Source organism: Natronomonas gomsonensis (assembly GCF_013391635.1).
Lineage (GTDB): Archaea > Halobacteriota > Halobacteria > Halobacteriales > Haloarculaceae > Natronomonas > Natronomonas gomsonensis_A.
This window is the reverse complement of record NZ_JACAWU010000002.1, coordinates 306,271-331,173: the sequence shown is the minus strand read 5'-3', so window position 1 is coordinate 331,173 and position 24,903 is coordinate 306,271. Positions and strand designations below refer to the sequence as shown.

The window sequence follows — 24,903 nt, the reverse complement described above, 5'->3', positions numbered from 1 at the left end:
ACCAACCCTCATGCAGTTCTCCGACGAACTCGAATTCAGCCACCGGGACCGCAAGGACATCTACGAATACGTCGAGCGGTACGGGACGGCCGACTACGACGAGACGCGTCGGGCACTGAACATGAGTCCGGAGGCGTTCGGCCACCACATCGCCGTCCTCCGGCGTGACGGCATCGTCTCCAAAACGGACGAGAGCGACCTTCGAATCGCCTTCGAGGACGACAGCGAGGAGACGTACGTCGACGACGGCCTCGAAGTCACCATTCGCGCGGCCCGCGAGGACGACCTGACCGGGTTGGTCGGCGCGATTCGGGAGGCGCTGGGCGATAAGACCTACATCGAGGGCGAGACGGTCGCCGACGTGGTCGAAAGCGAGAACGTCCTGTTGCGACACAACGAACTCCAGAAACGGATGTTCTTCGTCGCGACTGTCCACGGCGACGTAGTCGGGTGGGTTCACCTCAACGCCCCCGAGTTGGAGAAGCTCGAACACACCGCGCAGTTGACCGTCGGCGTCATCGACGAGTACCGCGGCCACGGCATCGGGACGAAACTGCTCGACCACGGCGTCGACTGGGCGCTCGACAACGGCTTCGAGAAACTGTACAACAGCGTCCCATCCTCGAACGAGGCGGCCATCGAGTTCCTCGAAAACCGCGGCTGGGAGACCGAGGCCATCCGGAAGAAACACTACAAAATCGACGACGAGTATCTCGATGAAGTGATGATGGCGAAGCTGCTCGCGTAGGGTGGTAAAGGCCGGGATTGACAGAGCCTATTCCACGCCGGTAATCCATTATTTTCTGTATCCGAGTAACCTCGTATGGACGAGAGCGGCCTGCGACTTCGAGGCGCCGACGCCGAGGCACTCGAGTACGTCGAAACCCTGCTGACAGCGGCGGACCTGCCGGCCGAGGACGTTCGGTCGAACCCGGAGAGGTTCTACGTCGCTTTCGACGGCGACGACCGAGTCGGAATCGGTGGCCTCGAACCCGCCGGCGACGACGCCCTCCTTCGGTCAGTCGTCGTCGAAGCGGCCGTCCGGGGACGAGGCTACGGCGAGGCGCTTCGGGCGGCGCTGGGGGCGAAGGCCCGCGCCGACGGTGTCGACACGCTGTACCTGCTCACGACGACCGCCGCCGATTTCTTCGCCGAGGGAGGCTACACGAAAATCGACCGGAAAGAAGCCCCCGATGCCGTCCGGGAGACACGCGAGTTTGAAGAGTTCTGTCCGTCGACGGCTATCTGTATGCGAAAAGAGCTGTAGCGACCGCTCGTTCAGGGCCACTCGTCGCCAGCGTCCGGCAGCGGGTCTGCGACGACGCCGTCCTGCCGAGCGAGGACGCGGGCGTGTCCCGGACACACCACCCTGTTTTCGGTCCACGGGATGTGGAGCTCGACGGCCGCCGTCTCCTCACAGTCCGGTTCCGTACACTCCATGTCCACCGTAGGACCTCCCGGCTAACAGCCGTTGTGGTCAGACGAACACGGCGATGAGAAATCCGACGAGGACGACTCCGGACAACAGCGCCTGCATCACCGACGAGGCGAGCATCCCGACCGTGGCGTACGCCGCCGTCCGAAGTCCACGCTCGACATCGCCGTGGCGGTAGTACTCGGCTACGAAAACGGTGCCGCCGACGCCCACGACGACGCCGAGCGGGCCGAGGACGAACAGCAACAGGAACCCGGCGACGGCAGCGATGGCCGTCGTCCGCAGTGAGGCGCCGCCGTATCGGGCCGACAGCGCCCCGGCCAGCCAGTCGACGGCGAGCGTCAGCAGGCCGACCGAGACGAGGAGTGCGACGACGAACAGGTTCGGTTCGCCGGTGGCGTACCAGTAGTAGCCGACGCCCGCCACCGAGAGCGCGCCGCCGGGAACGAACGGCACGAAACTGGCGACGACGGCCGCGACGAGCAGCACGATGGCGACGTACAACGGGTCGACGGGGAGCACGTCCCGACCTTCGGTGCCCGGCGTGAAAAATCACTCCCGGTAGCGGTCGGCCTCCTCGTGGGCCGCTACAGACCCGTAGCGGTCGACGAGCGGCTGGTACGTGTCACCCAGCGTCCGCATACACTCCCGGCGAGAGACGTAGCCGAGTCTTTCGGCCGTCTCGTCCCACGGCGTCGCCTGCAGGGCCTTCACGACGAGGAGTCGCTCGGCGTCGCGGTCCTCGAGCGCCCCGTCGACGAGCGCCCGGAGCGCCACCTGTCGGAAGGGGCCGGGTGCCACGTCGTACAGTCCCGGCCCGTAGGCGGCGCTTGCGAGGACGCACCACTCGGTGTCGGTCAACTCCAGCGGGACGGGGCCGGACGCCGCGGCGAGGGCGCCGCGGACGACATCCGGGTCGGTGTCGTCGAGTGCGTCCGCGAGAACGTCGGGGATTCGCCGCCGGAACCACGCTGCGTGTCGTTCTGCGAGGTCCATTCCCGCATCCGACAGCGGGCGAACCATCAGCGCCGAGTACTCGCCGCTCGTGTCGTTGCGGGTCGTCGAGAGATGGACCGTCGTGTAGCCGTTGTCGTCCCAGAACGACAGCAACTCCGGCGTCGCGCCGTAGCCGACACCGAGGTAGTCGAGGGCGTCGAATCGGCCGCTGGCCGGGCGCTCCCCGTCGGCGTCGAACTCGCTTTCGACCGCCGACAGCAGCCGTGAGCCGAGCCCACGGGAGCGGACGGCGTGATGTGTCGCGATGCGCATCACGCGCAGGCCGACCGGGCGGGCGGCCTCGGGGTCCCGTAGTTGACTCGTCAGCACGTCGGGGAGCATGTTCCCCCGTACCCGGGCGCCCTCGTACATCTCGCGTCGCCTCGACTCGGAGAGTCCCCCCTCGCGGGCGAGCAGTGCGACCGCGACGACGTGGCCGTCGACGGTCAGTGCTCGCAACGCGATGTTCGGCGCGTCGAGCAGGCGAGCGAGGTCGTCGGGTTCGGTGCGGTAGTGGGCGTTGACGAGGAGGCCGAACGTCTCCCGGAGGCGGTTCTCGTCGTCGGCCAATGCCACGGGGCCGAGGCGTTCGTAGGTCGCGTCATCGGGCGTCGCATCGGCGACGAGCGGTTCGACGGCGGGGCGAGCGTCGAGCAGCAGCGCCCGGAACAACCACACCTCGATTGGGTCGGCCGCGGCGTAGCGAATCGGGTCGCCGAGCGTCACGGTGTCGACCACCCGCTCGTCGTCGAGGATGTCACGAAACCGAACGTCGAAGCCCCGACCTGCGCCCTCGTAGCCGTGAACGGTCGTGGCAAAGCAGACGCTCGGAGCGACCGAAAGCAGGGATTCGAGCACGCGAACCGGGAGCGCAGCGGCCTCGTCGACGACGAGTACGTCGGCGGTCTCCGTTTTCGCGTCGGTAGGAGGGGCGAACCGAACCCCGCCGCCGCCCTCTGCTCGGAGTTCGTGAGCGGCGTCGGTGCCTCGGCCGTCGGAGACGAGGGCGTCGATTTCTCCCAGCGTCTCGGCGGCGCGATCGAACAGTTCGGCGGCGTTGCGGTAGTTCGGCGCCGTCACGAGCACGTCTCGGCCGTCGGCAGCGAGGGCGGCGGCCGCCAGTCCAGCGGCACTGGATTTCCCGCGACCGCGGTCGGCTTCCAGGACGACCGCGGCGCCTGAATCGGAGAGCGCCTCACAGGCGAGGACGGCGTCGCGCTGGTCGGCGGTGAGACAGGCCTCGTAAACGGACTTCGGGAAGGCGGCGTCATCAGGTGGCGAAAACGGGACCTCGGCAAACTTCGGCGAGGGGTCGGTGCAGCCGTCGGCTTCGACCGTCTCGGAATCGACGTCGACGATAGCGATGCCGCGGTGTTCTCGGAGCGTCCGGACGAGTCGGCGGCGGAACGTTCCGGCCACGTCGTCGAGGCCGAACGGAGGGACCGCGAGGGTTTCGTCGAAACCGTCGCGTTCGTCGGGCCAGCGGTCGAGCGGCGGCACCACGAGGACGAGCAGTCCGCCGCCGTCGACGGCGCCGGCGGCGCGGCCGAGGGCGTTCGGCCGGCAGGCGTCGTGGCAGTCGACGACGACGCAGTCGTGGGTCTCCCCGAGGAGTTCGTCGGCGCGGGCTGGGGCGAGTCGGCGACCGACGATGTCGCGTTCCGACAGCGCGATGGCATCGAGGCCGGCTGCCTCGCAGGCGGTCCGAGCGGCGGCGTAGCCGGCCTCGCGGCTTCCGGCACAGACGAGGAGCCGTCGCTCGTTGGTCGCTTCGGCCTCCGAGCGCAGGGCGAGGACCGTCTCTCGAACCGCGTCCATGCCCGGCGGAAGGGGACGGTACCGGAAGGTTCCACCGGTTGGGCGAAACCCTTTCACCGGTGGGGCTGACCTCCGAGCATGGCAACTCCAACCAGGCAGTGGATACTCGACAGCCGACCCGTCGGTGAGCCGACGATGGAGAACTTCGAGCTAATCGAAACGGAACTCCCCGACCCGGAGCGGGGCGAAGTCCTCGTCCGGACGCTGTACATGTCCGTCGACCCCTACATGCGAGGGCGGATGCGTGACGCCGAATCCTACGCCGAACCGTGGGACGTTGGCGACCCGATGCAGGCGGGCGTCGTCGGCGAAGTCGAAGCCTCCGAACACCCGGATTTCGAGGCCGGCGACGTGGTTACCGGCGACCTCCAGTGGGCCGACTACGCGATTGCCGACGGTCGTGACCTCCGAGGGGTCAATCCCGAACACGGCCCCATCTCGACGGCGCTCGGCGTGTTGGGAATGCCCGGCGTCACCGCCTACTTCGGGACGACGGACGTGGCCGAACCGACGCCCGGCGACACTGTCGTCGTCAGCGCCGCCGCCGGTGCCGTCGGCAGCGTCGTCGGCCAAATCGCCGACCTCACCGGCTGTCACGTGGTCGGCATCGCGGGCGCCGAGGAGAAACTCGAGTGGCTCGAATCCGTCGGCTTCGACGAGGGCATCAACTACAAAGAAGAGGACGTGAGCGCAGCGCTTCGGAAAGCTTGTCCCGACGGCATCGACGTGTACTTCGACAACGTCGGTGGCCCCGTCACCGATGCCGTCTGGCCGCTATTGAACGTCCGAGCGCGGGTGGCCATCTGCGGACAGATAGCGCTGTACAACGCCACCGAGGTGCCGACGGGGCCGCGCAAACTCGGAAAACTCATCGAGTCACGCGCCCGTGTCGAAGGGTTGCTCGTCCGCGACTACGAGGACCGCTGGGGGGAGGCGCTCAAACGACTCTCGGGGTGGGTTGCCTCGGGCGACATCGAGTACCGCGAGAACGAGGTCGAGGGACTGGAGAACGCACCCGACGCCTTCCTCGGGCTGTTCGAGGGGACGAAAATCGGGAAACAGCTCGTGCAGGTGGGCGAACGGGAGCCCTGAGATGCCCACGTGGGACGAACGGTTCGCCGCCGGCGAGTATCCCCAGAACCCAGAGCCATCGCCGGTGTTGCGTGATTACGTCGAATCGTTTCCCGACGGTCACGCCCTCGACGTGGCGACCGGAACGGGTCGCAACGCGGTGTTCCTCGCGGAATCAGGATACGAGGTCGACGCCCTCGACCAGTCCCGAGAGGGCCTGAAAATCACCCGCGAAAACGCCGCCGAAGTCGGCGTCGAAGAGCGAATCGAGCCGATTCAGGCCGACGCGAACACCTACGAGTTCCCCGAGGACCGATACGCCGCCATCACTATCAGCTACTATCGCGCTGTCGACCGATTTCCCGACATCAAGGCGGCGCTGGTCGACGGTGGCGTCCTGTTCGTCGAACACCACCTCCGGTCGACTGACGGCCCGCTCTCGGGGCCGAGTACGGACCGCTTCCGATTCGCCTCGAACGAACTCCTTCACGCCTGTCTCGACATGACGGTGTTGTACTACGACGAGACGACGACGCCTCACGAGGGAAAACACAGCGCGACGGCGCGTATCGTCGCGCGGAACACGACCGGAGGGCGACAGTCCTACCCCGCCGTCGAGCGGGGTGGCTGACGACCGCTCGGCGGGACCGAACGCGCTTGATAAGGGTTAAATGTCGCCGCGCCGGACCAGTTGATATGAGTAGCGAGAGTACCCAACGGAGGGAACGGAAGTGCATCTCCTGTGGGATAAACATCTCCGGGACGAGCGCGGCGAAGTTCGACTGCCCCGACTGTGGGCACCAGATTTACCGCTGCTCGAAGTGTCGCAAGCAGAGCAACCTCTACGAATGCCCGGATTGTGGGTTCATGGGGCCGTAACGATGGGGAAAGTCGCAGCCAAGATGAAGGTCATGCCGCAGAGCCCCGAGGTGGACCTCGACGAACTGCAGGACCGCCTCGAGAACTCCCTGCCCGAGGGCGCGAAAATCAGCCGCGTCGACCGCGAGGACGTGGCGTTCGGACTCATCGCGCTGTTCCCGACGGTACTCATCCCCGACGAGGCCGGCGGCACCGACGCCGTCGAGGAGGCCTTCGGCGGCGTCGAGGGCGTCGAGAGCGTCGACGTCGACGAAGTCGGACGAATATAGTCGGTCGTTTCTCTCCGATTTCGACGCGCCACCGAGACGAATCGCCAACCGTCGGGCGACCGACGGGGCGCCGCCGGAACGCACGTTTTATGTGTCGGAGTTGATTAGGACTCATCAACAATGCCGAGTTCCAACGGTCCGCGGAAGGCGACCCGAAACAAGCTGAAGAACAAACCCCGAGAGCGCGGGGCATCCCCGCCGCAGCGCTCGGTCGAAGAGTACGAAAACGGCGAGAAGGTCCACCTCAAGGTCGACCCCTCGGTGCCGAAAGGCCAGTTCCACCCCCGATTCAACGGCCGAACCGGAACGGTCGCCGGCAAGCAGGGCCGCGCGTTCAAGGTCGAAATCAAGGACGGCGGCGTCACGAAGACGCTCATCGTCGCGCCGGCCCACCTCCAACGCCAGCAGGAATGACGATATTCAAGGAGGTCGTCGACGAGGAGTTCCTCACCGTTTCCGAGGCGAAGGAACTGCTCGCCGACATCGAAGCCGAGCGCGCACTCGACGAGGACCGCGAGATGCGCTACGAGTTGGCGCGCGCCATCGAGCACGTCAACCGCTTTTCGGTTCTCGACGCCGAGGAGTCCCGCGAACTCGTCGCGGAGCTGACCGAACTGGAGAAGGTCGACGAGGCGACGGCGTACAAAATCGCCGACCTCCTTCCGCAGGACCGCAACGAACTCCGCTCGGTGTTCTCACAGGGGCGGTACACGATGTCCGGTGACGAACTCGACGACGTGCTCGACATCGTCGTCAAGTACGCCTGATACGGACCGGCACCTGTTTTAAATATCGCCTCCCCGTACCGTAGGTATGAGCGACAGCGACGCCGGAGACCCTACTACCGCAGTCGTCTTGGATTTCCTACCCAGGGGCCGCCCCGACGACGACCGGCCACAGTATCAGAAATCGCCGGTCGCCTACGCCCTCGGCGAGTCGGATTTCCGACTCGTCGAACTCGCCCTCACCGACGACGCGGGCGTCAACATCGGCGACCGGGTCGAAATCGACCCCCCCGGCGAGAACGTCAAGGACTGTCGAGCGATAGCGTACGGTGACCTCTCCAGTACGGCCGAGTCCGAACTGGAGTACGCGCTCAACGAAATCATCGACGCGAACGAGAAGCGCTTCGTCGACTTCTACAACGACGCCCAACCGATTACGACTCGGCTGCACGTACTCAATCTGCTGCCCGGCATCGGGAAGAAACTCCGCAACAACATCCTCGATGCGCGCAAGCGCAAGCCCTTCGAGAGCTTCGAGGACATCGAACAGCGCGTCTCGGGACTCCACGACCCCCGGGGCGTCCTCCTGGAGCGAATCGAGGAGGAACTCGGCGAAGAGGACCTCAAGTACCGTATCTTCGCCCGCCGAGAGAGCGACGAGGAGTAACCGCTCGCGACACCAAAGAGTGAACGATATACGGGGCGCGGGCATACGGCGGGACAACATGCGGGACCCCGACGCGCTTATCGCTCGTGCTGGCGTCCGCGGCGACCCCGACCGCGACCAGCACTTTCTCGTCGACGACCGCGTCCTCGACAGACTCCCAGGCTACCTCCCCGAGGACGCCGACACGACCCACATCCTGGAGGTCGGCGGCGGGACGGGCGCGCTCACCGACCGGCTCCTCGCCGTCGCAGACCACGTGACGGTCATCGAGCGCGACCCGGAACTGGCGTCGTTTCTGCACGAGGAGTTCGAGACCGAAATCGCCGACGGCGACCTCACCGTCGTCGAAGGCGACGCCTTAGAGGTCGAGTTACCCGACTTCACCGCCTCGGTGTCGAATCTCCCGTACGGCGTCTCCTCGGAAATCACGTTCCGACTCCTCCCGGAGAAGCGGCCGACGGTGTTGATGTTCCAGAAGGAGTTCGCCGAGCGGATGGCCGCGGAACCGGGGACCGACGCCTACGGCCGGCTATCGGTGACTGCGGGCCACTACGCCGACATCGAGGTCGTCGAACCGGTTCCGAAGGAGGCGTTCTCGCCGGCACCGGCCGTCGAGAGCGCGGTCGTCCGAACGACGCCACGGGACCCCGACTACGAAGTGCCCGACGACGAGGCGTTCATGTCGCTGGTTCGGGCGATTTTCACTCAACGCCGGAAGACGATGCGGAACGCGGTTCGGAACACGACACACATCTCGGGCATCGACGACGCCGACGCCGTCGTCGAGGCGGCCGGTGAGGAACTGATGAGCAAGCGAGCCGGGAACGTGCCGCCGGAGGCGTTCGCCCGACTGGCCCGAATCGCAGACGAGACCGGCGGAGGTGACGGCGGATGAAATCGGTCGTCCTCCAGAGCCTTCCGTGGTGGGCCGACCTCCAGTTCGAGTTCTACCGAACGTTCTCGACGACCGAACGGTACTACCTGACGGCGCTCGCACTCGGAGTGTTCGGTCTCCTGATGGCGATAGCGTACTTCAGCGGGAAGATTCTGAAACGGCGGGTTCGGAGCGACGCGGTGCAGGCCATACAGGGCGTGTTCGTGACGGTCGGCAGTATCGTCCTCAGTGGGTTTCTCGTCGTCGTCTGGGGGCTCACCGGGACGGTCGTCCAGTCGCTGTCGTTTCTCGCAATCGGTCCCGAAGCAGGAGTGAAACTCCTGTTGACGTTCATCGTCTTCGCGGGCGCGTTCACCGTCACGCGCCTGACGAAACGCTCCATCAAGTTCGGCGCGGGCCGGAACGTCATCACGGCCCACCAGCGGGAGGTCGCCCACCACATCGTCCAGTTGACCGTCTTCATCCCGGCGATACTGTTCACCATCGCACTGTGGGGGGTCCCGGTCCAGAGCCTCTTTCTCGGTGCCGGTGCGCTCGGTATCGTCCTCGGGTTCGCCGCGAGACAGACCCTGTCGGGGGCGCTGTCGGGCTTCGTCATCCTCTTCGCCCGACCCTTCGAGGTCGGCGACTGGATTTCCGTCAACGACCGGCAAGGCATCGTCACTGACATCACGCTGTACAACACTCAGATTCGGACGTTCGACGAGGAGCACGTTCTCGTCCCCAACGACCAGGTGACCGGCAGCGAGGTGATCAACTACTCGAAGACTGACCGGCTTCGCATCACGACCGACGTTGGCATCGACTACGACGTGGACGTGGCGACGGCGGCGAGCGTCGCCAGGGAGGCGATGGAGCGCTGTGAGTCGGTGTCAGACTCCCCGTCACCGGACGTCGTCCGGACGGCCTTCGACGATTCCGCCGTCGCCCTTCGACTCCGCTACTGGATAGACAAGCCGACCATCCAGCACAAGTGGCGCGCCCAAAACGAGGTCATCGAGGCGGTGAAGGAGGCCTTCGAATCCGAGGGCATCAAGATACCGTTCCCACAGCGGGAGTTGATGGGACGCGAAGAGACCGGCGGCTTACAGGTCGCCGAAGCCGAGCGGGAACGGCTCTCCGCCGACAAACGGACCGTCGCGAACCGGGGTTCGGACGACCGAGACGGTCGATCTCAGGGGCGTTCCGCGACCGACGTGTCCGAACCGTTCAAGGAGGACTACGGGCGGGACCCCTCCGGAGACCCCGTCGACGAGGACGAAACCGAGAGCGGGGACGAAGAGACGGCGAGCGAGGAACCGACCGACGTGAGCGAACCCGTCAGCGAGGAACACAGCCACGATCCCGACGACCCGATGGCCGTCGACGGCTTCGAGCGCGACCCCGACCCGGTACGTGACGGCCCCGAGAACGAGGACGAGGAGAGGGACGACGAATGACGCTTTCGGACCGTCGGGAGATGCCGACGGTGTACGAGGCCGCCGAGGACTCACGACTGCTGGCCGAAACGGCCGCTGAGACGGTGGACGGTGAAGATTTCGTCCTCGAAGTCGGAACCGGGTCGGGCCACGTCGCCGAGTACGTCGGCGAGGAGACGGGCGCTCGGGTCGTCGGCAGCGACATCAACCCGGAGGCCTGCCGGCAGACCCGCGAGCGCGGCGTGCCGGCCGTCCGCGGGAACCTGACCGACCCCTTCGGCACCGACGCCTTCGATTGGGTGCTGTTCAACCCGCCGTATCTCCCGACGCCGCCCGAACGGGAGTGGGACGACCCGCTTGAACACGCGCTGTCGGGCGGCGAAGACGGCCGACGCGTGATTCGGCCGTTCATCGCGGACGTGGCCCGCGTTCTCGCCCCCGGAGGCAGGGTCCTGCTGTTGGTCTCCTCGCTGACCGACGTCGAGGCCGTGACCGACCTCGCTGCAGACGCCGGATTGACGAGTCGAGAGGTCGCCGAGGAGGCGTTCCCCTTCGAGCGGTTGGTCGTGTTGGAATTACTCTTAGACATACGTGAGTAGGAAATATTAAACGCCGTCATTACGTAGCGCCGGTAATGACGGAGGTAATCGCTACGACACCGGGACTGTTCCCGCTGCCCGACTGGGCGAAGGACGACCTCTCGGATTTGAAGGGTCACCAGAAGGACGACCTCATTTCCGGCGACGAGGGCGACGACGTCCTCGAGGCCTACGAACGCGCACGGACGGAAGTCATCGACCGACAACTCGAGGCCGGAATAGACGGCGTCGTCGAGGGGCAACTCCGCTGGGACGACATGCTCGCCCACCCGCTGTGTGTCCACGACAGCGTCGACACCCGCGGTATCGTCCGCTACTACGACAACAACAACTTCTATCGGGAGCCGGTCGTCACCGGCGACCTCACTTTCGACGGCGACGTGGCCGAGGAGTTGGCCGGCCAACCGGACGTGAATCAGGCCGTTCTCCCCGGTCCCTACTCGCTTGCGGACCTCGCGACCGACGAACACTACGGCGACGACGCCGCGTTCCTCGACGCCATCGCAGAGTTCCTCGCCGGCGAAGCCGCCGAGTTCGACACCGAGACGCTGTTCCTTCTCGAACCGTCGCTCGTCGAGAACACTCCCGACGATGGCGAGGACGAACGCGCAAGCGAGGCCATCGACCGCGTGGCGACGGCAGTCGACGCCGAAGTCGTCGTCCACACCTACTGGGGTGCGATTCCGGAGAAACCCTACGCCCACCTGATGGACGCCCAAATCGACGCAATCGGATTCGACTTCGTCGCCGACCACGAACAGAACGTCTACAACATCCAGGAGTACGGCACGAAGGACAGCATCGCCCTCGGCGTCGTCGACGGACAGAACACCCTCGTCGAGACGCCCGACGAAATCGCCGAGCGCATCGAGTGGGTCGACGACAGCGTCCCCGCCCAGACGTTCGACTCCGTCTACGCGACGAGCAACACAGAACTGTTCTACCTCCCGCAGAACAAGTTCGAAGCGAAACTGGATGCGCTGGCCGACGGCGTCGAGGAGGTGACACTATGAGTCTCACGAACCAGACCAACACCCGAGAGCAGTTCCGCCCCGAGGACCACCCGACCGAACACTTCCTGCTGACGACCGTCGTTGGCTCGTATCCCAAGCCGAAGTGGCTCAACCGCGCGAAGGAACTCCACGAGGACGACGACCGCGATTTCGACGAGGAGAACCTCCAGGAGGCCCTCGACGACGCCGCCCGCCTCATCACCCACGAACACGAGCGTTCGGGCCTCGACGTGGTGTGTGACGGCGAGATGCGGCGCAACGAGATGGTCGAGTACTTCGCCGACCGCATCGACGGCTACGAGTTCAACGGCCCTGTGAAAGTGTGGGGACACAACTACTTCGATAAGCCCTCCGTCGCCGACGAGGTGGCCTACGACGAACCGTGGCTCGTCGACGAGTTCGAGTTCACCGCCGGCGCGACGACCCGGCCCGTGAAGGTACCCATCACCGGGCCCTACACGCTGGCGTCGTGGTCGTTCAACGAACACTACGATAGCGAGGCGGAGTTGGCCTACGAACTCGCCGGCCTCGTCAACGAGGAAATCGAGCGGCTCGTCGACGCTGGCTGTCGGTACATCCAAATCGACGAACCCGCCCTCGCGACGACGCCCGACGACCACGCCATCGTCGGCGAGTGTCTCGAACACATCGCCGAGGGGATTCCGGAAGATGTCCGACTCGGCCTCCACGTCTGCTACGGCGACTACTCGCGCATCTATCCCGAAATCCTCGACATGCCCGTCCACGAGTACGACCTCGAACTCGCAAACGGCGACTACGAGCAGTTAGACGTGTTCACCGCCGACGAGTTCACCAAAGACCTCGCGTTGGGCGTCGTCGACGTCCACACGACCGACATCGAGTCCGTCGAGGAAATCAAGGATAACATCAAGAAAGGCTTCGAAATCGTTCCGCCGGAGCGCCTGACCGTCTCGCCGGACTGTGGCGTCAAACTCCTACCGCGTGAGGTGGCCTACCAGAAGATGGAGAACATGGTGCAGGCCGCTCGCGAGGTCGAGGCCGAACTCGACGCGGGCGAAGTCGACGCGGCCTACGTCGGCGACTAGAACACGGTCGTCCACAACAGCGCCACCACGAACAGCGCGACGGCCGCTATCGTACCCCAGTCGCTCCACCGCGTCTCTTTGCCCGTACCGTCGTCGGACTGAGTCAACACGTAAGCATAGCCGCCGATTGCGACCATCGCGACGATGACTCCGTAGACGATGTTCAGTGCTCCTGCCATGCGTTAGCATATCTCCCGACTGCATAAAAACGTTGGTGGCACAACCGTCTTTACCGATCCAACCGATACAGTGACTCATGCGAATCGAGTTGCGGGTGTGCAAGCACTGCCACGAGGGTGACCACGGAAACCAACAGAAAACGGCGGTGACGAGGGACATGGTGGACTGTGCCGAGCGCGTCCGCGAGTACAAGGACCTCATCGGCCTCGACTCCGTCTATATCACCAAAGTCGAAGAGGGCGACCCCGGGGGCGCCGAGGCGCTTCCGGTCATCGTCGCCAGCATCGAAAACGACCAGGTGACCCTCTCGGACACACAGTTGGTCATGGAGGACGAAGACGGCAACATGCTGGTGTATCCGGAGCCGAAGGACATCCTCGAAGTGCTCACGCGAAACATCGACCAGATTCAAGAGCAGACTCGACAGGACGTCACCCTCGAGTTATCCAAGGAAGGGGCGGAACTGCTGACGGCCTGATTACAAAATCGAGGCCTCAGTCGTCGGTCTGTGGCTCCCCGCCGTCAGCGACCGTTTCGCCCTCGCGTTGTCGCTGTTGCATCTCCTTCTCCCAGCGGACTCGCATGACGTTGCCGTACATCGAGAGGACGATACCGACGAACAGCACGAACATCCCGATGTTGATGCCAATGGTGAGAAGCAGGTTGGTCACGTCACCGCTGACGACCAACTCCCTCGGGACGGGATACCCCTCCCGAACGATGCTCCCCATCAGCACCGACACGATTCCAACCACGACGAGCGAGCCGAAAATCGTCGACACGGAGTGCCAACTCGGCGCGAGTTCCAGTGCCTCGATGCCGGTTCCCTCGTGGTCGTCGTCTTCGTCGTGGGACTCCGGAATCATGCTCCGGGGGATGAACGCCTTCGTCTCCACCGGGTAGAACGCGGGGTGCATCCCGTGTTCGAAGATGTGGAACATCACCCCCATGACCATGATGACGCCCAACAGTCCGTGGAAGATGACGAACGCCATCGCGGCCGTCCGCGTCGCGAAGTACTGCATCAGTCCGGTTTTCGACCAGATGAGCAGCCCCGAGATGGTAAGCAACAGCAGTTCGACGGCGAAGATGAAGACGACCCCCTTGCCGACGTAGGACAGAAGCGGCACCTCGTCGGCCTCGTAGCCGGCGAACTGCCGGGCGTGAGGATGGCGTTCCTCCGTCCGCCCGAGCATGAACTGGACGTCCTGCAGGAACGCGTCGACGTCCGCTTTTCGCGGAACGATTTCACTGAAGTTGCTTCGGCCGGTCGGACTGATGACCATCAGCACCATCCAGAAGACGATGAGCGCGACGAGTCCGAGCCCCGCGGCACGGTGGAGTGCGGTGACGCCGGTCGCACCGCCCATCAGCGTCACCATCCACCACAACTCGGAGTTGAACATGATGGCGTAGCCGGTGAAGAACAGCAGGAACACGTCGAGCGCCAAAAGCGAGTGGAACAGCGTCGTCACCCGCGTGAACTTCCCGTGGTCGAGGTTGGTCATTCCGTCTCACCTCCCGAACCGGAGCCGTCGGCCATCACGGCTTCGCCCGACTCGCTCTCACCGGGGTGACGCATCCGCGCGGCGAGGCGACGGAAACTCGCCCAGTGGAGGAACACCATAAACAGGATGAACACCCCCATGATGACGTCGGCGGCGTGAATCAGTGCGATGAGGAAGTCCAGCGACGGGATGGTGTTACCTGCGACCCAGTCACTGCCGACGCCGCCGCCCTCGACGGTGGGGTTGACGCGGAACAGCGTCTCGTAGAACGGCCCGAAACCGCTGGCCCACCACACCGACAGGAGCGCGACAGCAATCCCGACAACCGCCGAGATGAGGACGGAAATCGGGGAGTAACCGTCTACCTCCGGCGTCTCGTAGCTCATCGGAACTCACCGGCGTCCTCGCCGAAGACGATGTCCATCGCCACGTCGTTGAAGAACGTACCCTCGTCGCGTTTATCGAGTTCGTCCGCGATTTGGGAGGGTTGGCCGACGAGGATGGCGTCGGTCGAACACTCCTCGGCACAGGCCGGCCCCTTGCCGATGTCCTGGCGTTCCTCACACATCGTACACTTGTCCATCTTGCCACCGGTGCCGAACACCTGTGCGGCGCCGTCGTCGGATTCAGGGAACTGCGGCGCGCCGAACGGACACGCCGACAGACAGTACTGACAGCCGACACAGAGGTCCTCACGGACGTCGACGAACTCCCCGTCCGTCTTGATGAGGGAGTCTGTCGGACACACCGAAACGCACGGTGCGTTCTCGCAGTGGTAACACTGCATCGGGATGGACGTCTCGCCGGGGGATTCCCCCTGTGCGAGTGCGGCCGCGCCGGACATCCCGGACCCTTCTTGGCCCTCCAACATCGTCGAGATACTGATGCGCTGTTCGTCCTGTGGGACGTCCCACGTACGTTTGCAGGCGACGACACAGCCGCCACAGTCGATGCAGGCGCCGACGTCCGGGAAGATTCGCGTTCCCTCCCCGACGCTCATCACGCCGTCGCCCATTACCTCTTTGTTCGATTGGGACATGGATTATCACCTCATTGAACTGTTTCGCTGTCACGGACGTCGAAGTTCTTCTGTGAACCGATGCCGTCGCGGTCCTGCGGGAACTCGAGGTCCGTGTCCATCCCGAGCTCCTCGAGTAACTCCTGTGTCGCCGGTCGGACGGCGACCATCGACACCTTCGTCTCCTGCATCTGCGTCTCGACGTCGTAGCCGCGTGACGTAATCGCGTTCGCGGAGTCGCCGATGGCGTAGGGGACGGTCCCCTCCGGGTATTTGTCCTCCTGACTCTTCCCCTTGAACACGCCGCCCCAGTGGAACGGCAGGAACACCTCGCCGTCGTTCGGACGGTCGGTCACGCGCGCCTTCACGAGTACCGACCCTCGGTCCGTCGAGGAGACGACGACGAGGTCGCCGCCGTCGACGCCGAGTTCCTCGGCTTTCGCGGGCGTAATCTCGGCGTACATGTGGGGCTGGAGGTCGGCCGTGTGGATGTTCGACCGCGTCTCCGAGCCGCCACCCTGGTGTTCGACCTGCCGGCCGGTCGTCATGATGGTGTCGAGTTCCGGCCCGTCGCTTTCACCGTGGATGATGTCCATCGCCTGCTGTTGCTCGGTGGCGTTGTTCTGGTCGAGACGATAGAAATTCCGCTGTTGACCGTTCGCCGGCCACTCCTCGACGAGGTCCGGCCGCGGACTCTCGATGGGTTCGCGATGGACCGGAACCGTGTCTAGGAAGCTCCAGACCACCGCCCGCGCCCGCCCGCGACCGGTCGGTGCGTCGGGCTGGCTGTAGTCGTACTCCTCGTAGAACTCGGGGTCGACGCCCTCCCCGATTCTGGTTCTGAGGTACTCGTCGAACTCCGGACTTCCGGTGTTGGGGTCGTTGAGCTCCTGTGCGGCAGTGTATACCGACTCCTGGTTGTCCAGCGCGTACTGCTGCGGTATGGTCAACTCGTCGGACTGTGTCGACTGCGTCGGATCGATGAGGCTCTGTGGCGGCGTTACCTTCCAGCCCGGATACTCCGGAACGCCGTGAATCTGGCCGTCATCGGCCAAATCCCTGCTGCTGGCCCAATCGGGGACGTAGGGGTCCCGAATCAGACTCAGCGCGTCCTCCTGGCTATCGTATCTGTCGCCGACGGCGTCGACGGTCTCCTGAAGCGGGTAGTCCGCGTCGGTCGGCATCGCGTCCCACTCATCCGGCGTCGGCGCTTGGATGCCCCACCGGGTCCGGAAGTCCTGGCCCCCGTTGTTGGGGTTCATGTCGTCGTTCCAGATGATGGGCGTTCCCGGATGCCCCTCGCCCCAGCAGGGCCACGGGAGCATCCAGTATTCGCCCTCGACGGGCGTCCCCTCGGCGCCTTTGAGGTCCTCACTGGAGAAGGCGTAGTCGTACTCCAAGTGCTGTTGGAGCCGTTCGGGCGTCTGGCGGTAGCCGATGGTGTTCGTCCCGAGGTTGAACTCCCGGATGACGTTCTCGTAGGACGACTTCCCGTTGTGCATCTCGGGCCCGGACCCCCAGTCGAAGTGCTCGCCGAAGCCGAGGGCGTCGGCCAGCTCCTGCATGATTCGCAGGTCGGGTCGGGAGTTGTGTGCGGGCTTTGCGACCGGTTCCGACCACTGCACCGACCGGTTCGTGTTCGTCAGCGAGCGGTAGTGCTCGTACTGACTCGACGCCGGCAACAACAGCACCGGCGGGCCGTCCTCGTAGTCCGGAAGGACGCTCGCGACCGACGGGAACACGTCGATGACGACCAGCAGGTCGAGGTTCTCCATGCCCTCTTTCATCTGCTCCATCTCGCTGATGGAGTTCGCGGAGTGGCCCCAGAACACCGCGATTTTCACCTGGTCGGGTTGGTAAATCGGCGTCTCCTGATAGCGGTCCTCCTGGTCGAGAGCGCCTTCGAACCAGCGGGCCACCGTGAGCCCGTTCTGGAACATCATCGAGTTCTCGGCGGGTTCCTCGGGACTGTGTCCGGGGTCGTCCCGATTCGCCGGGAGGTCCGCCTCGTCGTTGCCCTCGTACACCGGATGCTGGCGGACGTACTTGTCCGGCGGCATCAACTCGAAGCGGTCGTACATGTCCGCGAACGAAGTCGAACCGCTGGTGTAGGGGTTCTTGTCCCAGATTTCGGCCCACCACGACCAGCCGCCGGGGGTGAGCCCGTAGTACCCCGGCAGGATGTGACTCGCCACCGCGAGGTCGGTCGCACCCTGAACGTTCGCGTGGCCGCGCATGACCTGCAGGCCGCCGCCACTCCGGGCGGAACTCCCCGATGCGAGGCTCAACGCGGCGTACGAGCGGATGTTCTGGGTGCCGTTGTTGTGCTGGGTGCCGCCCATCGCCCACTCGATTTGGACGTGGGGTCGGTTCTCATCGACCATCTCCGCGATGCGCTCGATGTCCTCCTCGGAGACCCACGTGATGTCCGACACCGTCTCCTTGTCGTACTGGTCGAGTTCGACTTCGAGGTCTTCCCAGCCCTGAACGCGGTCCGTGAGCATGTTCTGACCCGTGTCGTCGGCATCCGGGTCCATCGCCAGCCCGTACTCGTCGCGGAGCTCCTTGATGACGCCCATCATCAGCGCCACGTCGGTCCCGGGCCGGAATCGGACGAACTCGTCGGCGTGGGCCGCGGTCTTCGTGAACCGTGGATCGAGAACGAGTATGTCTCCGCCGCGTTTCTGCCCCTCGAGGATGTGCTGCATCGCGATGGGATGAGCTTCGGCTGGGTTCTGCCCGACGATGATGTTCAAATCGAAGTTCCGGTAGTCCGGAACCGTGTTCGTCATCGCGCCGTAGCCCCAGGTGTTCGCCAGCCCTGCAACCGTCGTCGAGTGACAGATACGCGCCTGGTGGTCGACGTTGTTCGTCCCCATGAACGCCGCGAGCTTTCGGATGGCGTAGGATTCCTCGTTGGAGTGGTGGGCACTCCCGAGTAACATTACGCTCTCGCGGCTGTGTTCTTCGTCGACGTCGACCGCATCGCTCGGCGATACGTCCGAGTCGGGCCACAGCGCCCGGATGTCGGTGGCGAGGCGGTCGTAGGCGGTGTCCCACGAAAGCTTCTGCCACTCGCCGTCCTCCCGAATCATCGGGTGTTTGAGGCGCTTTTCGGAGTGTTCGGTCTCGTAGATGCCCGCCCCTTTCGAGCAGAGCGAGCCGTTGTTTATCGGGTGGTCTTCCCACGGCTCCATGCCGACGAAGGAGTTACCCTTGCGCTCGCCGTGGAAGCCACAGCCAACCGAACAGTAGTTGCAGATGGTCTTTGTCAACTCGCCTTCCGTGTCCTGTCCGTCGACCTCGTCGTCGTTTTGGGCGAGTACCTGCCCGGCCGTCCCGCCGCCGAGTGCCGCCACTCCTGCCAGCGCGCTCGCCTTCATGAACGACCGCCGGTCGAGGTCGAGGGAAACTGGTTCTGTGCTCATTCCATTAGTTGGCTCTCTGCCTCGTCTTTGCTTGCGATTCCCTAGCACGTTAGAAACCATCCTATATTAAAATACGGGGCTAGCTGTGGGCATATTTTTAAAGCAGTGGTCGATAATCGAGAATATTCAATCTATTTTGATTTCCTTTCTGAAAAGAACCGTCGTAAGGCATATATCTGTGGTAGCATTGAACACACTCGATGAATGTAGGGGCGTTCGTCTGCGGCTGTGGTGGAACGTGTGGTGTCGACCTCGAGGAGGTCCGCGAGGGCGTCCGCGATGTCGATGTCGTCGCCTCCTCGGAGTTGCTCTGTGAGGGTGGCCTCGACGGCGTCGAGCACGTCATCGACGAGTACGACCTCGACCAACTCATCGTGACGGCCCCCGACGACCGCTGTCGGAAGACGTTCCGGGAGGTACTCGACCGGAAGGGGCTACACCCGGAGGCGGCGGCGTTCGTCGACCACAGGGAACGCAACGCGTGGGTCCACGACGACGCGGCCGCAACCGACAAGACCGCACGCCTGCTCAACGCGACCCACGCCGGCCTACAGGAAGAGGCCGTCTCCCGGACGGTCTCCCGAGAGGCCGGCGACGAGGTCGCCGTCATCGGCGATGTCGAGGCAGCGGCGGCCCTCGCCGACTCCGCCGACGTAACCCTCGTCGCCGACGGCAAGGAGTTCGCAAACGTCGATGTCGACCTCGAAGACGTCGACATCGCCCGAGGGACGGTCGTCGGCGTCGATGGGTCGTTCGGGGAGTTCGAACTCACGCTCGAGTCGCGAGTCACCGACGCCTGCATCGACTGCATGGAGTGCGTCCGCGAGGGGCCCGACAGCGTCACGGCCAGACCCGTACAGATTCCCGCGGACGCCCCCGACGGCGAGTGGACCGACGTATGTCCCACCGACGCCATCGAGATGGAGGGAACGACCCGTCGAATCGTCGTCGACCAGGTGGTCTACCCCGACGCCGACCCCGACACCCGCGGCGGTCGCGTCGGCTACTACACCGGCCCCGTCGACGCCGCCACGACGGCGGCAATCGAAGCCCACCTCGGCGGCATCGAGAAACCAGCCTTCCTCGACCTCGAGATGGACGTGTGTGCCGCGGGGGAATCCTCCCAACAGGGCTGTACCGCCTGCACCGACGCCTGTCCACACGACGCGGTCCAGCGACCGACCATCGACTCCGTGGAGTTCGACGAGGTGGCCTGTCAGAACTGTGGCGCCTGCACGTCGGCGTGTCCCACGGGTGCGACGAAGCTTCGTGAACCCTCGAACCAACGCATCGCCCGTGAAGTCGAGGCACTTCTCACCGCCGAGAACGACGACGGTGGCTGGCTGTTCTCCCGCGGGACCGACGGCATCGAGCGATCCATCGTCGCCTTCGTCTGCTCGGAGCGGGCCGCCGACCGCCTGCGGGAGTACGGCCGCCGGGCCGCACTCGATGAAGAAGTTTCCTACCCCCCGGTGCTGCCCGTGGAGGTCAATTGCACCGACACGGTCGGCGAGGCCCACGCCCTCCACGCGCTGGCCGCCGGCGCCGACGGCGTCGCGGTCGTCGGCTGTGGAGAGGCCTGTCTCCACTCCGGCCCCGACCCGAAGGCCGAACTCGTCGAGCGGCTGAATCTCGCCTGTTCAGACCTCGGATTGGGCGAGCGCGTGACGTTCCTCGCGCCTGGGGCCGACCCCGAGACGTTCTGTGCGGAACTGGAAGCGTTCGTCGACGGCCTCGACGAATCGCCGGTTCCCACCGGTGAACACGAGGCGGCGGGTACCATCGACGGCGACATCGACCGCCCGGCGTTCGCCTCCCACGCGTGGACGCTCGAATCCGTTCGCGTACTCCTCGAACACGTCGAGCCCGAGCGCGAAATCGTTCGTGGGCTGAAGGACTTCGGTCGGATGGAGGTGTCGGACGCCTGCAACCTGACGCCGACGTGTACGAACCTCTGTCCGACCGACGCCATCCAGCGGACCGACGGCGGCGACCTGCTTTTCAACCACGAGCGCTGTGTCAACTGCGGACTCTGTGAGGAGGGCTGCCCGGAGACGGCGATTACGATGCAGGACGGGTTGGAGCTGTCGCTGTTGCCGGAACACCGCGAGGAACCCCCCGACGGCGTCCCGGAGGAACTCGGGACCGCGTGGACCCGCGTCTACGACGGCGAGATGCAGGAGTGTGTTCGCTGTGGCAAACCCTTCGCCTCCGCCGGCACCATCGAGACGGTTCGGGGGGAAGTCGGCGACGCCGTCGAAGGTATCGCGCCCGACTCCCCACACTCGGTCTTCGAGTACTGCGGGGACTGCCGGACGCACCTGCTGTTCGAACGAGGTGAGAACTGATGGACGACACACGAATCTACGAGGCCCGACTGGAAGTGATAGATTTCCTCATCGAGGTGTTCTACGACGCCCCGAGCGAGGAGTTCCTCGGACGGCTGTTCTCCGGCGATGTGGCCGTCCCCGACGACGAAATCAACGAGCGGATGGACCGTGGCTTCGAGCGCCTCGAGGCGTTCATCGAGGCCAACCGGTCCCGCCCGGTCGAGGCGGTGGCCGACGAACTCCGGACGGAGTACACCCGGCTGTTCGTGGGGCCACGACCGCCGGTGTTGCCCCACGAGACGTACTTCCGTGAGGATACCGAACTCATCGGCGAAGGACTGGCGACGGTCGAAGCCGCCTACTCGGCGGCCGGGTGGACACCACCGGATGACTACCCCGAGGAGAACGACCACGTCGCCGTCGAACTCGCGTTCCTCCGGAACCTCGTCGACCGTCAGCGGCGTGGCGAGGAGGCCGCCTTCGACTACGAGCGCGTACTCATCGACGAACATCTCCAGACGTGGCACGAGCCGTTCCTCGAAACCATCGAATCGGAGTTGGACGAGAGCGACGCCGAGACGGACCTCTTTCTCGCCGGCGCGGAAGTGCTCGTCGGGTTCGTCGACTTCGAGGACGAACTCGTCGCCCAGCAGGTTCCTACCTAGCACCGTAGACGACGACGAACCCCGACAGCAGAGCCAGCACCGCGAGGGCCGCAGCGAGGGGCGCACCAGCCGCAATCGTCCGTTCCATCAGAAAGTAACTGCTCCAGACGCCCCGCCACTCGGCGAACAGCGAGACGACGCCGACGCCGGCGACCACGGCGAGGAGGGCACCGACCGCAGTCGTCAGCGCCGCGGTACTCATCTCACCCATCGTACCACCGTCCGACGACGAGGACGCCGAACAGCGGAACCAGCGCCGCGAGCAGGTAGCTCACCAGCGTCGACATGTACCTGATGGTCGATTCGAGGTGGATAGACCAGTGCCACGTTCCCTTCAGCCCGGCGATGATGGCGACGGTACCGACGACCAGAAGCGACAGTCCGATGAGTGCCGCGACTACGTAGACGGTCGCGCGAACGTAGCTCAAAACCCGTTCGACACCGAATTCGGCCGTCGCGTCGGAATCCGTTTCGACGGCCATCTTCAACACCAGTGTTCTCTGTAGGCGTCGTAGGCGACGACGGCGACGGCGACGAACCCGAGACCGAGAACGACGAACGAGGTCAGCGACGCCTGAGGAGTCGTTCCGACATGTGCGATACCATTGACCATGGGTATAGTTATGAATCACCAGTCTAAACCCTTGTGGAACCCCAATCGTTTCTGTCACGAAGTGGGTCGAACAGGTCATCGAGCCGCGAAAAACGCTTTTGACTGTCCAGACGTACTCCAGGGCATGCCCTCGCGACGCGGTCTCCTCGGACGGCTGGTCGCCGTCGGCGCCGCGACGATTCCGGGCTGTTCGGCGGTACTGTCGCGGCGCCGTAACTCGCCGGTGTCGCTCCCGCCGAACCCCCACGAGGTGCCCGACCGCCAGCACGCGTGGGACACCGTGTTGCACACCGACGAACACGGCAACCGCCACCCGCCGCGTCATCACCGCGTGCTCCTGTTGGAGTTGGATGTAGAGCCGTCCGTCGAGGCTGCCGACACCGTCGAGACGGCGATGCGCGAGGTGGAGTCCACCTACGAGTGGTCACCGGAAGGACTCCTCCACGCGCTGGCGTGGGGGACCGACTACTTCGAGCGAATCGGCGAGTTGGACGCCTCGCCGATTCGCAAGCCGGAGGTGCTGTCACGGACGGACGACCCCGACCTCCTCTCCTACGACGCCGCCCTCGTCCTCGCCGCCGACGTGCCCTCACACCTGGTCCGCACGGAGACGGCGCTGTTCTCGGAGTCCGACCCCCTCGAAGGCCGGGACCTCGATGCCCGACTCGGAGAGGTGTTCTCGATTGCCGCCCGTCGAACCGGGTTCCACGGGGCGGGCCTTCCAGCCGAACACAGCGACGCCGAAGGCGTTCCGAACGATATTCCCCAAGACGCACCCATGTTCACCGGGTTCATGTCGATGCGCCGGGGCACACAACCGAGCGAAGACCGTATCACCATCGACGGCGGAGCCCTCGACGACGGCCGCTTCGACGGCGGCACGACGATGCATCTCTCGCATCTCTCGGAGTCACTCGACGACTGGTGGGCGATGGCCGACGAAGAGCGCGTCGCTCGGATGTTCTCACCCGACTTCTCCCCGTCCGACGTCGACGCGCTAACCGACACCGTCCCGTTCGCCGACAGCGCCTTCGACCACGCCGCGGAGTTCGGCGTCGTCGGCCACCACGAGAAGGTTGCTCGGACGCGTGAAGACGGCGAACCGGTCATCCTGCGTCGGGACTTCAACACGACGGACGGCGGCCGCGCCGGCGTCCACTTCCTGTCGTTTCAGGCGTCGCTCGACGACTTCGTCGCCACGCGGAAGGCGATGAACGGGTGGTTCCTGCGCAACGAACACGAGCAAGTGACCGACAGGAAGAACAACGGCTTGCTGAACTTCATCGAAGTGGAATCGCGGGCGAACTTCTACGTGCCGCCGCGTTCCGACCGGGCGTTTCCGGCGTTTTCGCCGTAGCTCTTACTCCTCGAGGGAAACGTCGCCGTCGACTTCGCCGGTGGGGAGTTCGTTCGGCCAGACCCCGTGGTCCCACACCTCGAAGCCGTCGAACGTCTCGGTCGCGCCTTTGGGACGCCATTCGCCGTCCTTGTGTGCCATATCGTGACATACTCCCGAGACGGTATTAAGTTTTGTGCGGTGTCCCGTCGAGGGCTACCCCGTCGGCGGTGCGTTGGACGGTCGGTCGGCCTCGTCGAGGAACACCCGCGCGAACAGGTCGACGTACATCGCGAGTACGTCCGAGGCCTCGATGTCGGCCGAGGCGGCCTGCGTTTCGAGGAACGCCGCCAACTCGTCGGTCGGGTCGTGGTGGACGGTTCTGCCCTCGAGTTCGAACGTCACCTCGTGGGCCCCCGAGACGAGGTGTTCGACCTCCAACAACGCCTGTTCGACCTTGGTCTCGAGTGCGTCGTCGATGTCCTCCAGACGCGCCTCACCCCACTGTTCGGCGGCGTCGTACAGCCGGTCGCTGACCTCGAAGGATATCAAAACGACGCTCCCTCCTCGGCCTCGAAGGCGGTCGTCCAGACGGTTTCCTCCTCACACACCGGACACTGCTGGCGGAGTTCCGACCGCTCCATCCGGGCGAAGTTGCCCATCTGCCCGCAGTCGGTGCACTCGAAGTACGTCATTCGGGTGGCCAACTCTCCGGCGACGGCTCTTCTTCGCCCAGTTCGCCGAACAGGACGACGAGCAACGCGAGGAAGGCCCCGAGGACGACCAACCCGACGACCCCACTGGGGGCGGCCCGGCCGATGTAGTCCATCGACGCCCACTCTATCGATCCGAACACCTCGAACCAGACGACGACCGACCAAATCGCGACTGCGAGAGCCGCGAGCGTTATCCACCGCGTCCGTTGAAGCGCAGTTCTGAGACCCATGGTAACTCACCACACGACTGTTGTGTG

The 24,903-nt window shown here is 64.9% G+C and carries 33 protein-coding genes; 18 read left to right on the top strand and 15 right to left on the bottom strand.

What is annotated here, in order from left to right; all coding sequences use genetic code 11:
- Positions 1–10 precede the first annotated feature (10 nt).
- Both HWX69_RS10005 and arsN2 read left to right on the top strand, forming a co-directional pair.
- Complete coding sequence (locus tag HWX69_RS10005) at positions 11–748, top strand: GNAT family N-acetyltransferase (RefSeq protein ID WP_178916975.1); 738 nt, start codon at positions 11–13, stop codon at positions 746–748.
- A gap of 75 nt (positions 749–823) precedes the next feature.
- On the top strand, positions 824–1,267 hold the full coding sequence (gene arsN2 / locus HWX69_RS10000) for an arsenic resistance N-acetyltransferase ArsN2 (RefSeq protein ID WP_178916974.1): 444 nt from the start codon (positions 824–826) through the stop codon (positions 1,265–1,267).
- Positions 1,268–1,278: 11 nt separating this feature from the next.
- Here arsN2 and HWX69_RS09995 read toward each other — a convergent pair whose 3' ends face one another.
- From HWX69_RS09995 to tmcA, 3 genes are read right to left on the bottom strand one after another with little or no spacing between them, the layout of a single operon-like run.
- Positions 1,279–1,440, bottom strand: coding sequence for a hypothetical protein (locus HWX69_RS09995; protein ID WP_178916973.1), 162 nt, complete (start codon positions 1,438–1,440; stop codon positions 1,279–1,281).
- A 37-nt stretch (positions 1,441–1,477) separates the two neighbouring features.
- Positions 1,478–1,957: a DUF456 family protein gene (locus tag HWX69_RS09990; RefSeq protein WP_178916972.1), complete on the bottom strand. Its 480-nt coding sequence runs from the start codon at positions 1,955–1,957 to the stop codon at positions 1,478–1,480.
- A gap of 30 nt (positions 1,958–1,987) precedes the next feature.
- Positions 1,988–4,249 (bottom strand): tRNA(Met) cytidine acetyltransferase TmcA, encoded by a 2,262-nt coding sequence (tmcA, locus tag HWX69_RS09985; protein ID WP_178916971.1) that lies wholly within the window; start codon positions 4,247–4,249, stop codon positions 1,988–1,990.
- A gap of 78 nt (positions 4,250–4,327) precedes the next feature.
- Between tmcA and HWX69_RS09980 the strand changes: the two genes are divergently transcribed.
- From HWX69_RS09980 to HWX69_RS09925, 12 genes are all read left to right on the top strand, one after another.
- Positions 4,328–5,341 carry an NADP-dependent oxidoreductase gene (locus HWX69_RS09980; RefSeq protein ID WP_178916970.1) on the top strand — a complete coding sequence of 338 codons (1,014 nt, stop codon included), beginning with the start codon at positions 4,328–4,330 and terminating at the stop codon, positions 5,339–5,341.
- 1 nt (position 5,342) lies between these two features.
- The gene (locus tag HWX69_RS09975) at positions 5,343–5,951 is read left to right on the top strand and encodes a class I SAM-dependent methyltransferase (protein ID WP_178916969.1); all 609 of its coding nucleotides are present in this window, start codon (positions 5,343–5,345) and stop codon (positions 5,949–5,951) included.
- Positions 5,952–6,016: 65 nt separating this feature from the next.
- Complete coding sequence (locus HWX69_RS09970) at positions 6,017–6,199, top strand: HVO_2753 family zinc finger protein (RefSeq protein ID WP_156709403.1); 183 nt, start codon at positions 6,017–6,019, stop codon at positions 6,197–6,199.
- Between the two features lie 2 nt (positions 6,200–6,201).
- Positions 6,202–6,468, top strand: a complete 267-nt coding sequence (locus HWX69_RS09965; protein ID WP_156709404.1) for an elongation factor 1-beta — start codon at positions 6,202–6,204, stop codon at positions 6,466–6,468.
- A gap of 120 nt (positions 6,469–6,588) precedes the next feature.
- A complete protein-coding gene (locus HWX69_RS09960; protein ID WP_178916968.1) occupies positions 6,589–6,882 on the top strand; it encodes a 50S ribosomal protein L21e in 294 nt (97 codons plus the stop codon).
- Positions 6,879–7,235, top strand: a complete 357-nt coding sequence (locus HWX69_RS09955; RefSeq protein WP_178916967.1) for an RNA polymerase Rpb4 family protein — start codon at positions 6,879–6,881, stop codon at positions 7,233–7,235. Before HWX69_RS09960 ends, HWX69_RS09955 begins: the two co-directional genes overlap by 4 nt.
- A gap of 46 nt (positions 7,236–7,281) precedes the next feature.
- Entirely contained in the window at positions 7,282–7,860 is a 579-nt protein-coding gene (locus HWX69_RS09950) for a DUF655 domain-containing protein (protein ID WP_156709407.1), read from the top strand.
- Between the two features lie 58 nt (positions 7,861–7,918).
- Positions 7,919–8,755, top strand: a complete 837-nt coding sequence (locus HWX69_RS09945; protein ID WP_178916966.1) for a 16S ribosomal RNA methyltransferase A — start codon at positions 7,919–7,921, stop codon at positions 8,753–8,755.
- Entirely contained in the window at positions 8,752–10,194 is a 1,443-nt protein-coding gene (locus tag HWX69_RS09940; RefSeq protein WP_178916965.1) for a mechanosensitive ion channel domain-containing protein, read from the top strand. The genes HWX69_RS09945 and HWX69_RS09940 overlap by 4 nt, the downstream gene beginning before the upstream one ends.
- Positions 10,191–10,772: a HemK2/MTQ2 family protein methyltransferase gene (locus HWX69_RS09935; RefSeq protein ID WP_178916964.1), complete on the top strand. Its 582-nt coding sequence runs from the start codon at positions 10,191–10,193 to the stop codon at positions 10,770–10,772. Before HWX69_RS09940 ends, HWX69_RS09935 begins: the two co-directional genes overlap by 4 nt.
- Before the next feature lie 35 nt (positions 10,773–10,807).
- Positions 10,808–11,785, top strand: coding sequence for a methionine synthase (locus HWX69_RS09930; RefSeq protein WP_178916963.1), 978 nt, complete (start codon positions 10,808–10,810; stop codon positions 11,783–11,785).
- Entirely contained in the window at positions 11,782–12,852 is a 1,071-nt protein-coding gene (locus HWX69_RS09925; RefSeq protein WP_178916962.1) for a methionine synthase, read from the top strand. The genes HWX69_RS09930 and HWX69_RS09925 overlap by 4 nt, the downstream gene beginning before the upstream one ends.
- Here the strand turns inward: HWX69_RS09925 and HWX69_RS09920 are convergent.
- Entirely contained in the window at positions 12,849–13,031 is a 183-nt protein-coding gene (locus HWX69_RS09920) for a hypothetical protein (protein ID WP_178916961.1), read from the bottom strand. The two genes, HWX69_RS09925 and HWX69_RS09920, sit on opposite strands and share 4 nt — an antisense overlap.
- Positions 13,032–13,108: 77 nt before the next feature.
- Between HWX69_RS09920 and HWX69_RS09915 the strand changes: the two genes are divergently transcribed.
- Positions 13,109–13,510 (top strand): hypothetical protein, encoded by a 402-nt coding sequence (locus HWX69_RS09915; RefSeq protein ID WP_178916960.1) that lies wholly within the window; start codon positions 13,109–13,111, stop codon positions 13,508–13,510.
- A 16-nt stretch (positions 13,511–13,526) separates the two neighbouring features.
- Here HWX69_RS09915 and HWX69_RS09910 read toward each other — a convergent pair whose 3' ends face one another.
- From HWX69_RS09910 to HWX69_RS09895, 4 genes are read right to left on the bottom strand one after another with little or no spacing between them, the layout of a single operon-like run.
- The gene (locus HWX69_RS09910; protein ID WP_178916959.1) at positions 13,527–14,540 is read right to left on the bottom strand and encodes a cytochrome b/b6 domain-containing protein; all 1,014 of its coding nucleotides are present in this window, start codon (positions 14,538–14,540) and stop codon (positions 13,527–13,529) included.
- Positions 14,537–14,926 carry a hypothetical protein gene (locus HWX69_RS09905; RefSeq protein WP_178916958.1) on the bottom strand — a complete coding sequence of 130 codons (390 nt, stop codon included), beginning with the start codon at positions 14,924–14,926 and terminating at the stop codon, positions 14,537–14,539. Before HWX69_RS09905 ends, HWX69_RS09910 begins: the two co-directional genes overlap by 4 nt.
- Positions 14,923–15,579, bottom strand: a complete 657-nt coding sequence (locus tag HWX69_RS09900; protein WP_178916957.1) for a 4Fe-4S dicluster domain-containing protein — start codon at positions 15,577–15,579, stop codon at positions 14,923–14,925. Before HWX69_RS09900 ends, HWX69_RS09905 begins: the two co-directional genes overlap by 4 nt.
- 11 nt (positions 15,580–15,590) lie before the next feature.
- Positions 15,591–18,986: a molybdopterin-dependent oxidoreductase gene (locus tag HWX69_RS09895; protein ID WP_178916956.1), complete on the bottom strand. Its 3,396-nt coding sequence runs from the start codon at positions 18,984–18,986 to the stop codon at positions 15,591–15,593.
- 200 nt (positions 18,987–19,186) lie between these two features.
- Here HWX69_RS09895 and HWX69_RS09890 point away from each other — a divergent pair, with 200 nt between their 5' ends.
- Together HWX69_RS09890 and HWX69_RS09885 are read left to right on the top strand one after the other, a co-directional pair.
- Positions 19,187–21,334 carry a 4Fe-4S dicluster domain-containing protein gene (locus HWX69_RS09890; protein ID WP_178916955.1) on the top strand — a complete coding sequence of 716 codons (2,148 nt, stop codon included), beginning with the start codon at positions 19,187–19,189 and terminating at the stop codon, positions 21,332–21,334.
- Positions 21,334–21,981, top strand: a complete 648-nt coding sequence (locus HWX69_RS09885) for a TorD/DmsD family molecular chaperone (protein WP_178916954.1) — start codon at positions 21,334–21,336, stop codon at positions 21,979–21,981. Before HWX69_RS09890 ends, HWX69_RS09885 begins: the two co-directional genes overlap by 1 nt.
- Here the strand turns inward: HWX69_RS09885 and HWX69_RS09880 are convergent.
- From HWX69_RS09880 to HWX69_RS18265, 3 genes are read right to left on the bottom strand one after another with little or no spacing between them, the layout of a single operon-like run.
- The gene (locus tag HWX69_RS09880) at positions 21,974–22,192 is read right to left on the bottom strand and encodes a hypothetical protein (RefSeq protein ID WP_178916953.1); all 219 of its coding nucleotides are present in this window, start codon (positions 22,190–22,192) and stop codon (positions 21,974–21,976) included. The two genes, HWX69_RS09885 and HWX69_RS09880, sit on opposite strands and share 8 nt — an antisense overlap.
- The gene (locus tag HWX69_RS09875; protein WP_178916952.1) at positions 22,185–22,463 is read right to left on the bottom strand and encodes a hypothetical protein; all 279 of its coding nucleotides are present in this window, start codon (positions 22,461–22,463) and stop codon (positions 22,185–22,187) included. The genes HWX69_RS09880 and HWX69_RS09875 overlap by 8 nt, the downstream gene beginning before the upstream one ends.
- Positions 22,464–22,465: 2 nt before the next feature.
- Positions 22,466–22,594, bottom strand: coding sequence for a hypothetical protein (locus HWX69_RS18265; RefSeq protein WP_281361565.1), 129 nt, complete (start codon positions 22,592–22,594; stop codon positions 22,466–22,468).
- 124 nt (positions 22,595–22,718) lie between these two features.
- Between HWX69_RS18265 and HWX69_RS09870 the strand changes: the two genes are divergently transcribed.
- Positions 22,719–23,951, top strand: a complete 1,233-nt coding sequence (locus HWX69_RS09870; RefSeq protein ID WP_178916951.1) for a DUF7405 family protein — start codon at positions 22,719–22,721, stop codon at positions 23,949–23,951.
- Positions 23,952–23,954: 3 nt separating this feature from the next.
- On the opposite strand, the gene HWX69_RS09865 is transcribed toward HWX69_RS09870, so the two are convergent.
- The 4 genes from HWX69_RS09865 to HWX69_RS09850 are packed head-to-tail and all read right to left on the bottom strand — an operon-like array spanning position 23,955 to position 24,876.
- Entirely contained in the window at positions 23,955–24,092 is a 138-nt protein-coding gene (locus HWX69_RS09865; protein ID WP_178916950.1) for a hypothetical protein, read from the bottom strand.
- A 54-nt stretch (positions 24,093–24,146) separates the two neighbouring features.
- A complete protein-coding gene (locus HWX69_RS09860) occupies positions 24,147–24,482 on the bottom strand; it encodes a hypothetical protein (RefSeq protein WP_246286499.1) in 336 nt (111 codons plus the stop codon).
- Positions 24,479–24,625, bottom strand: coding sequence for a hypothetical protein (locus HWX69_RS09855; protein WP_178916949.1), 147 nt, complete (start codon positions 24,623–24,625; stop codon positions 24,479–24,481). Before HWX69_RS09855 ends, HWX69_RS09860 begins: the two co-directional genes overlap by 4 nt.
- Positions 24,622–24,876 carry a hypothetical protein gene (locus tag HWX69_RS09850; RefSeq protein WP_178916948.1) on the bottom strand — a complete coding sequence of 85 codons (255 nt, stop codon included), beginning with the start codon at positions 24,874–24,876 and terminating at the stop codon, positions 24,622–24,624. The genes HWX69_RS09855 and HWX69_RS09850 overlap by 4 nt, the downstream gene beginning before the upstream one ends.
- Positions 24,877–24,903 lie beyond the last annotated feature (27 nt).

Coding starts and splice junctions, on each gene's coding strand:
- HWX69_RS09920 (WP_178916961.1), bottom strand. CDS start 13,031: ATGGCAGGAGCACTGAACATCGTCTACGGAGTCATCGTCGCGATGGTC.
- HWX69_RS09940 (WP_178916965.1), top strand. CDS start 8,752: ATGAAATCGGTCGTCCTCCAGAGCCTTCCGTGGTGGGCCGACCTCCAG.
- HWX69_RS09975 (WP_178916969.1), top strand. CDS start 5,343: ATGCCCACGTGGGACGAACGGTTCGCCGCCGGCGAGTATCCCCAGAAC.
- HWX69_RS09885 (WP_178916954.1), top strand. CDS start 21,334: ATGGACGACACACGAATCTACGAGGCCCGACTGGAAGTGATAGATTTC.
- HWX69_RS09910 (WP_178916959.1), bottom strand. CDS start 14,540: ATGACCAACCTCGACCACGGGAAGTTCACGCGGGTGACGACGCTGTTC.
- HWX69_RS18265 (WP_281361565.1), bottom strand. CDS start 22,594: ATGGTCAATGGTATCGCACATGTCGGAACGACTCCTCAGGCGTCGCTG.
- HWX69_RS09980 (WP_178916970.1), top strand. CDS start 4,328: ATGGCAACTCCAACCAGGCAGTGGATACTCGACAGCCGACCCGTCGGT.
- HWX69_RS09875 (WP_178916952.1), bottom strand. CDS start 22,463: ATGGCCGTCGAAACGGATTCCGACGCGACGGCCGAATTCGGTGTCGAA.
- HWX69_RS09895 (WP_178916956.1), bottom strand. CDS start 18,986: ATGAGCACAGAACCAGTTTCCCTCGACCTCGACCGGCGGTCGTTCATG.
- HWX69_RS09965 (WP_156709404.1), top strand. CDS start 6,202: ATGGGGAAAGTCGCAGCCAAGATGAAGGTCATGCCGCAGAGCCCCGAG.
- HWX69_RS09865 (WP_178916950.1), bottom strand. CDS start 24,092: ATGGCACACAAGGACGGCGAATGGCGTCCCAAAGGCGCGACCGAGACG.
- HWX69_RS09970 (WP_156709403.1), top strand. CDS start 6,017: ATGAGTAGCGAGAGTACCCAACGGAGGGAACGGAAGTGCATCTCCTGT.
- HWX69_RS09870 (WP_178916951.1), top strand. CDS start 22,719: ATGCCCTCGCGACGCGGTCTCCTCGGACGGCTGGTCGCCGTCGGCGCC.
- HWX69_RS09955 (WP_178916967.1), top strand. CDS start 6,879: ATGACGATATTCAAGGAGGTCGTCGACGAGGAGTTCCTCACCGTTTCC.
- HWX69_RS09925 (WP_178916962.1), top strand. CDS start 11,782: ATGAGTCTCACGAACCAGACCAACACCCGAGAGCAGTTCCGCCCCGAG.
- HWX69_RS09850 (WP_178916948.1), bottom strand. CDS start 24,876: ATGGGTCTCAGAACTGCGCTTCAACGGACGCGGTGGATAACGCTCGCG.
- HWX69_RS09960 (WP_178916968.1), top strand. CDS start 6,589: ATGCCGAGTTCCAACGGTCCGCGGAAGGCGACCCGAAACAAGCTGAAG.
- HWX69_RS09880 (WP_178916953.1), bottom strand. CDS start 22,192: ATGGGTGAGATGAGTACCGCGGCGCTGACGACTGCGGTCGGTGCCCTC.
- HWX69_RS09900 (WP_178916957.1), bottom strand. CDS start 15,579: ATGTCCCAATCGAACAAAGAGGTAATGGGCGACGGCGTGATGAGCGTC.
- HWX69_RS09855 (WP_178916949.1), bottom strand. CDS start 24,625: ATGACGTACTTCGAGTGCACCGACTGCGGGCAGATGGGCAACTTCGCC.
- HWX69_RS09890 (WP_178916955.1), top strand. CDS start 19,187: ATGAATGTAGGGGCGTTCGTCTGCGGCTGTGGTGGAACGTGTGGTGTC.
- HWX69_RS09905 (WP_178916958.1), bottom strand. CDS start 14,926: ATGAGCTACGAGACGCCGGAGGTAGACGGTTACTCCCCGATTTCCGTC.
- arsN2 (WP_178916974.1), top strand. CDS start 824: ATGGACGAGAGCGGCCTGCGACTTCGAGGCGCCGACGCCGAGGCACTC.
- HWX69_RS09935 (WP_178916964.1), top strand. CDS start 10,191: ATGACGCTTTCGGACCGTCGGGAGATGCCGACGGTGTACGAGGCCGCC.
- HWX69_RS10005 (WP_178916975.1), top strand. CDS start 11: ATGCAGTTCTCCGACGAACTCGAATTCAGCCACCGGGACCGCAAGGAC.
- HWX69_RS09945 (WP_178916966.1), top strand. CDS start 7,919: ATGCGGGACCCCGACGCGCTTATCGCTCGTGCTGGCGTCCGCGGCGAC.
- HWX69_RS09930 (WP_178916963.1), top strand. CDS start 10,808: ATGACGGAGGTAATCGCTACGACACCGGGACTGTTCCCGCTGCCCGAC.
- HWX69_RS09915 (WP_178916960.1), top strand. CDS start 13,109: ATGCGAATCGAGTTGCGGGTGTGCAAGCACTGCCACGAGGGTGACCAC.
- HWX69_RS09995 (WP_178916973.1), bottom strand. CDS start 1,440: ATGGAGTGTACGGAACCGGACTGTGAGGAGACGGCGGCCGTCGAGCTC.
- HWX69_RS09950 (WP_156709407.1), top strand. CDS start 7,282: ATGAGCGACAGCGACGCCGGAGACCCTACTACCGCAGTCGTCTTGGAT.
- tmcA (WP_178916971.1), bottom strand. CDS start 4,249: ATGGACGCGGTTCGAGAGACGGTCCTCGCCCTGCGCTCGGAGGCCGAA.